The sequence below is a fragment of the Lactobacillus sp. genome, from assembly GCF_051873315.1.
In the GTDB taxonomy this organism is placed as follows: domain Bacteria; phylum Bacillota; class Bacilli; order Lactobacillales; family Lactobacillaceae; genus Lactobacillus.
Genome location: NZ_JBJEES010000128.1, coordinates 1 through 6,158, shown reverse-complemented (window position 1 = coordinate 6,158; position 6,158 = coordinate 1). Strand labels below are relative to the sequence as shown.

Genomic DNA, 6,158 nt, shown 5'->3' with positions numbered 1-6,158 from the left:
CCTTTTTTGTTAAGAAATTGAAACTATATTTCAACTAGCACCACGCGTATTATATCTATAACATCAATTCATCTCCGGCTTTGCGCGGCCTCTATCCCATGAACAAGCTCACTGACTTGATCACGAACTTCGGCGGGGCTCTGCTCTGGTTTATCCTGGTGGAAGCTAGCAAATATGGCCGCAAGATGAGCTTTGGAGTTATGATTTTTTCCTACTTTGAATGCTTCATTCACCTCTATCTTGCCCGGCACTCAATGGAAATTTTTGCCCAGATGGGGATTAACACCGGCTTTTACGCGCCTGGACTGGTCACTGCCCTTGCCTGCTGGCTGCCTTTAGGGATTGCCTATACGGTTTGCTTTATCAAAAACAGGCTCAAGCTGGCTGACATTGCCGGCGGGATCATCATTCTTGTCGTGTTATCAATTCTGCTGGTCAATTTGCCGGAAAAAGTTCTCAAGAACACGGATAACCCCTATGGCTGGACCAACCATGGCTTTTACAATCAATATATCCAGAAAATGAAAAAATAATATTGCATCAAAAAACTCTCTCTAAGCAAATAGAGAGAGTTGATTTGTATTGGAGAAAAAAATGTATTTAAGTCAGAGCTGCCGGCTTAGAAAAAGAATGGCATCCAAGCGCAGCTGCGGAAGCAATGGTTCATTGCAAAGAATGGACGACAGCTGTAGCTGCGGTAACTGTAGTAGTGAACCCGGACAATTACAACGACAACGTAGCTTTGGCAAGTTGGAGTGGTTGGCTTAGTTGGTTCAGTCGGCGCAGTTGGGGCAGTTGGAGCCGTAGGTGCGGTCGGTGCTGTAGGCGCGGTTGGAGCTGTTGGAGCAGTTGGGGCAGTAGGTGCAGTTGGAGCAGTTGGAGCAGTTGGGGCAGTTGGGGCAGTTGGAGCAGTTGGGGCAGTAGGTGCTGTAGGTGAGGTCGGTGCAGTTGGAGCAGTTGGGGCAGTCGGTGCGGTTGGCGCAGTTGGAGCAGTTTCGGCAGTGCCAGCAGTGCCAGCAGTGCCAGCAGTGCCAGCAGTGCCAGCAGTACCGGCAGTGCCAGCAGTACCGGCAGTACCGGCAGTGCCAGCAGTACCGGCAGTACCGGCAGTGCCAGCAGTTGGAGCAGTAGCTGCAGTTTCAGCAGTGCCAGCAGTTGGAGCAGTAGCTGCATTGCCAGCAGTACCAGCAGTCGGTGCAGTTGCCGCAGTTTCAGCAGTGCCCGCAGTTGGAGCGGTTGCTGCAGTTTCGGCAGTGCCAGCAGTTGCAGCCGTGTCCGCTAAGTCAGTTGCCAACTTTTCTGAAGTTGCCGCGGTTTCTGCCTTGCTTGCCGTGTCTGCAACAGTGGCAGTTGTTGCTTCAGTAGCCTGGCTTGCCGTATCTGCCGTAGTGGCTTCAGTTGCTTGACTAGTCGTAGTAGCAGTTTCTGAACTGCTGCCAGTTGTCTGTTCGGTAGCAGTTTGAGTAGTTTGCGTGGTTTGCGCGGTCTGAACAGTTTGCGTTTGCACGGCAGTCGTGTTAGCCGTGTCGTTTACGTCATCAGCCTTAACGCTGCTGTTGCCAAAGGCAAAGAACATCCCTAAGGTGGCGCTTGCCACCATTAAAGTTGACTTCCATTTTTTCATGAGACTTTCCTCCCGATTTTTCTCTTAATTCCATGTGTCGTCTTAACCCAGTTGGTCCGCCCGCTGATTTTTTTATAAAAAGCGATCACGATCGCCGGGTAAAGCAAGTAATTATAAAAAGCAAAAGTTAGCACGGTCCAGATCAAAAGCCCATATTGCTTTGTCTGGCTGGCCCGCTGGTACTGGACAATGATATACATGTTGAAAATCATGTTGACTGCCACAATCACCGCTAAGAGCCGCCAGTAGTCATCCAAATTGCTTAAAGTAAAGACAAAAACGATCAAGCTGGCGATCCCCGTAACCAAGGTGACAAAAGGTATCAGCATGTAAAATGACATCTCAGCTTTAGCTGGCAGGTTGATCCGGTGACTCTTTAAAACTCTCGGCCAGTAGCCAAAGAGGCAGTCAAGCCCTCCTTGCGTCCATCTGGCCCGCTGCTTGATAAAGGGACGGGGCTTATCGATGGCTTCTTGGTAAACCACCGCATCCCCGGCATACAAAGTCTTCTTCCCCTCTAGCAAAAAGCGGGTACTGAACTCAAAATCCTCCAGCAAGGCGTTGCCCCATGGCCGCTGGGCCGTCACCGAAGATACCCGGATAAACTGGCCATTGCCCGATGCCGCCGCGTTGCCTAAGCGGTTTCTGGTGTTCTGAATCCAGTCGTTGATGACCGTGAACTCAATGTCCTGCATGATCTGCAGCCAATTTCTGGTCTCCAGCATCCCCACCCGGGTCTGGAGCAGGTCCAGTTTTTCATCTTGGGCAAAATACTGGATGACCTTGAGGTAGCTTTCTTCTGCCATATAGGCATCCGCGTCCAAAACGCCGCAGATCAAATGGTCCGGGTCGCTATTGTCCATAACGACTTGCTGGTAGGCCCAGTTAAGAGCATTGCCCTTGCCTGTCTGGGCCTGGGGCAGCTGCCTTTGCAGAAGCTGGATTTTCCCGCCAGCCTGCTTGCTAAAGCTTTTGACCAAGAAGGCTGTGTCGTCACTGGACGCGTCATCGATGATGACCATTTTTACATTGGGTAAATTCGCCGTTTCCCTTAAAAACAGGCGCATGGTTTGTTCGATGATGCCTTCTTCATTCATGGCCGGGACCAGCAAGACCAACTGGTAGCCCTTGGTTAATAAGGGATCAAGCTCAATTGACTTGCCGTTTTGCCCCGCGGCCAGGAGCAAGAAGACCCAGAGGACATAAATGATTACGCCCGTTAGTGATATTTCAAAAATCGTCTGACTGATAAATCACCACCCCCTTTGAATGACTGGGGGCTATTTGACCTTGACTGCCGTAGGAGCAGTAGCTGCCGTTGCAGCCGTTGCAGCAGTGCCGGCAGTCGCCGCGGTTGCGGCTGTGGCTGCCGTTGCAGCAGTTGAAGCAAGAGACCCGTAGCCCGGGATGCCTGCTTTGCCTGGAACACCTGGCTTGCCCGGTACGCCTGGCTTAGCTGGAATACCTGGCTTAGCCGGGATGCCTGGAACTACTACCCAGCCTTCACCAAGCGCGCCGCTTCCGCCTTCTGCCTTTGCGGCAAGAGCAGCGATGCTGGCCACATCAGCGCTTTTGGCGGTTTGCGCTACGGCTGCCGTACTGCCAGTAGAAGCTGGAGTCAAGGCGTCGGCAATAACGCTTGGCAGGCTGGTCTGTGATAAAGCAATCAGTGATGCTGGCAGGATAGCCAACTTAACAATCTTTTTGATGTTCATGGTTCGGTCCTCTCTCATCTCTTATAAGTAATAATCCTATTCTTTCTAATGCATATTATAATAATCATCAAATCTGATTGCAATATCGGTATGAAAGTATAATAAAATACCCAACTTATTTAATTAGCCTTTAAGAAAAGTCCCGGTCTCTCGCGAAATATTTAGATTCTGGCAGCAATTCACATTATTTCTTACTTATTGAATTTGACTTTTTCGGGCCAACCTGCTACACGGATCTTGTTTTTCCCACAAAAAATCCTTCCAAGCAGTTTGCTTGAAAGGTTTTGGGTAGATATTTCCTAAAGGACATGTTTTGCCGCTCGGAATCTTTTGGCTTGATTGTCTTTTCCGGTATATACTTTGTGTAAGCAATGGAATTGAAAGGAGACCCCAAATGACAGAAAACAGAGCAAAAATAAGACAAGTTGGCGACTCGAAAGTTCTCCCTATTCCGAAGAATATCGTAGCTGATGCTGAAGAGTACAGCGTCTACCAGGGAAGAGATGGAATAATCGTTTTTGTTCCAGAGAGTTTAAATCCATTCCGTGATCCAGATTGGGACAAAAAATACACTGAATGTAAGCAGGAAGAAGCGTTCAGAGGATTAACATAGACCGGAAGCATAGCACAAAGGCCAGGCACTTACCATAGCGCCTGGCCTTATTTTTCTACAAAAACAGCTCCATCTCGTTATTCTTTTTACTGAAGCCCTTCTTTTCGTATGCGCTCTCGCCGTCTTCACTGGCATTCAGCCAAAGGCGTTTGATTCCGGTTCTACGGGCATAGTCGATTATTTCATCGACAATTTGCTTGGCGTAGCCCTGCTTTCTGGACTTAGGTGAAGTGTAGATGTTCAAGATATAGCCTTCCTGTCCGGTTAGGTTCTCCGCGTAGGGAATCCGGCTAAAAAGGCAAAGCGAACCAGTTGCCGCCAGTTTTCCGTCTTCCAGCATCCCCCAGCTGATCAAGTCCCTGTCAATATGGGTCAGATAGTACTGCTTAGTTGCTTCTTCCAAGGCGGAAAGATCGCTGTCTGTTGTGACTTCACCTAGTTCCGTAAACAGCTCTTTTCTCAGCCGCCAAAAATCGTTTGCAAATGTTCCATCAAGTCGCAAAAGCTGCTGTTTCATAAACTGGCCTCCTGTTTGATTAGATTATACCAACCTGCCTTTAAAAAGCGTTATTCCCACAAAAAGTCCTGCAAGGCCTTGTCGACTTTGCTGTTTTCATGGAGGCGGCTGTGCTGGCCGCCCTTGCCAGTGATCTTCAATTCCTTGTAACTCTTGGCCTTGACTAAAAGGTACTTGAGCGACTTAGAGGAATTGTTGTAGACCCGGCCGTCTGACTTTTTACCAGTATCACCGTAAATGTTAAGGACGTCAATTCCCTTTGGATAGACCTGCCGGAGCCGCGTCAGTTCTTGATAGGTCGAATTCATCTTCTTCGGCTTGCCGGATGCATCCAGACTTGAGTTTGAATTTTTGTCAAAGCCAATTATCCCGTTGAAGTGGCCGGCGATGTCAACCTGCTTCTTGATCTTTGGGAAATTCTTCTTAGCAGAATAATCCATGATCATGTAGCTGATGGCCATGTTGCCCATGGAGTGGCCAACCAGGTTCATCTTGGAAAAGCCCAGCTTCTTCTGGGCCGTTTTGACTGCCTTGTAGGCATACCAGCCGTCCTTATGGTAGTCGGGATTTTGGTTGTCGGCAAAACCGACTAAAACGACTGGATTCTTGGGCTTCTTAGCGAACTTGCCCTTGATTTTGACTGACCCGTTTTCGTTGACCGTAGCTTCCAAAACTTCATTGGTCTTGCCCGCCTGTCTGGCCGCTTCAGCCATATGTTTTTCCGCGTTGATGCTGGATCCGTAGCCATGGAAGAAGAAGGTCACCGTTTCCTTTGCCTGAGCTTTCTTCTCCGTCTTAGTCAGCTGTCTTTGGCATGCCGTCAGCAAAAGCAAACCGGTCAGCATAAGCGGGATAATTTTTGCCAAATGCTTGCTTCTTGTCTTCATTCTTTTCATCTCTCCAATTTGTTTATTTGCCAATTTCTATTCTACCTGGATGTATTCTTTTGGCCAAACAGTAAGCATAAAAATGCCCTGCAAGCAGCAAAAACGTTGTCTGACATTGCAGGGCAGATTATATTCAAAAACTATTGCTACATCTTTCCGCCGTAGACTGGGAAGACGCCGCTGTCTCCGTAATCTTTGATCACTTTGACATTCTTCAAAGTCTCCATATCCTCGTCTGAGATCACAAAGTCCACATCCGCGTTGATCTTCATATGTTCAGGATTTGCTGTCTTTGGCAAAACGACCGTCCCCAGCTGGATGTCATAACGGATGCAGAGCTGAGGAACAGTTACCCCGTACTTCTTGGCCATTTCAACCAATTCTGGCTGTTTCATGATTTCGCCGTGACCCAACGGGGAATATGCTTCAACAACGATATCCTTCTTCTGGCAGTAATCGATCAAGTCAAGCGGGCTGTTTGACACGTGGCAAAGGATCTGGTTGACCATCGGCTTTACTTCTGCCCAGTCATAAATGTTGTCGATATCTTCTTTCAAGAAGTTGGAAACACCGATCGCCTTGACCTTCCCTGCCTTGTAGGCATCAGTCAGCGCCCGCCAGACTTCCCGGTTTTCCGCGAAATATCTGTTGTCTGACTGGTTGACTTCTTTCCATGGCTGCGGGCTGTGGATGATCATCAAGTCGATATAGTCCAGGCCCAGCTTTTCCAGGCTTTCATCAATTGAAGCCGCGGCTGATTCATAGGATTTGTTTTCCGCAGCAACCTTTGAGGTAACAAAAA

At 48.6% G+C, this 6,158-nt stretch carries 8 protein-coding genes; 2 read left to right on the top strand and 6 right to left on the bottom strand.

The window, feature by feature from the left end; translation table 11 throughout:
- The first annotated feature begins 98 nt into the window (after nt 1-98).
- Nucleotides 99-533, top strand: coding sequence for a hypothetical protein (locus ACI32D_RS07525; protein WP_439775967.1), 435 nt, complete (start codon nt 99-101; stop codon nt 531-533).
- Between the two features lie 86 nt (nt 534-619).
- Here ACI32D_RS07525 and ACI32D_RS07520 read toward each other — a convergent pair whose 3' ends face one another.
- The 3 genes from ACI32D_RS07520 to ACI32D_RS07510 all read right to left on the bottom strand — a co-directional run bounded on the left by ACI32D_RS07520 (nt 620) and on the right by ACI32D_RS07510 (nt 3,357).
- The gene (locus ACI32D_RS07520; protein WP_439775966.1) at nt 620-1,624 is read right to left on the bottom strand and encodes a hypothetical protein; all 1,005 of its coding nucleotides are present in this window, start codon (nt 1,622-1,624) and stop codon (nt 620-622) included.
- Nucleotides 1,621-2,811: a glycosyltransferase family 2 protein gene (locus ACI32D_RS07515; protein WP_439775965.1), complete on the bottom strand. Its 1,191-nt coding sequence runs from the start codon at nt 2,809-2,811 to the stop codon at nt 1,621-1,623. The genes ACI32D_RS07520 and ACI32D_RS07515 overlap by 4 nt, the downstream gene beginning before the upstream one ends.
- A gap of 93 nt (nt 2,812-2,904) precedes the next feature.
- Nucleotides 2,905-3,357, bottom strand: coding sequence for a hypothetical protein (locus ACI32D_RS07510; protein ID WP_439775964.1), 453 nt, complete (start codon nt 3,355-3,357; stop codon nt 2,905-2,907).
- Between the two features lie 376 nt (nt 3,358-3,733).
- Between ACI32D_RS07510 and ACI32D_RS07505 the strand changes: the two genes are divergently transcribed.
- Entirely contained in the window at nt 3,734-3,952 is a 219-nt protein-coding gene (locus tag ACI32D_RS07505; protein ID WP_439775963.1) for an antitoxin of toxin-antitoxin stability system, read from the top strand.
- A 55-nt stretch (nt 3,953-4,007) separates the two neighbouring features.
- Here ACI32D_RS07505 and ACI32D_RS07500 read toward each other — a convergent pair whose 3' ends face one another.
- From ACI32D_RS07500 to ACI32D_RS07490, 3 genes are all read right to left on the bottom strand, one after another.
- Nucleotides 4,008-4,469 carry a GNAT family N-acetyltransferase gene (locus ACI32D_RS07500; protein WP_439775962.1) on the bottom strand — a complete coding sequence of 154 codons (462 nt, stop codon included), beginning with the start codon at nt 4,467-4,469 and terminating at the stop codon, nt 4,008-4,010.
- Nucleotides 4,470-4,519: 50 nt separating this feature from the next.
- Nucleotides 4,520-5,365, bottom strand: coding sequence for an alpha/beta hydrolase (locus ACI32D_RS07495; protein ID WP_439775961.1), 846 nt, complete (start codon nt 5,363-5,365; stop codon nt 4,520-4,522).
- A gap of 137 nt (nt 5,366-5,502) precedes the next feature.
- A partial coding sequence (locus tag ACI32D_RS07490; protein WP_439775960.1) for an aldo/keto reductase occupies nt 5,503-6,158 on the bottom strand: 656 nt, incomplete at its 5' end.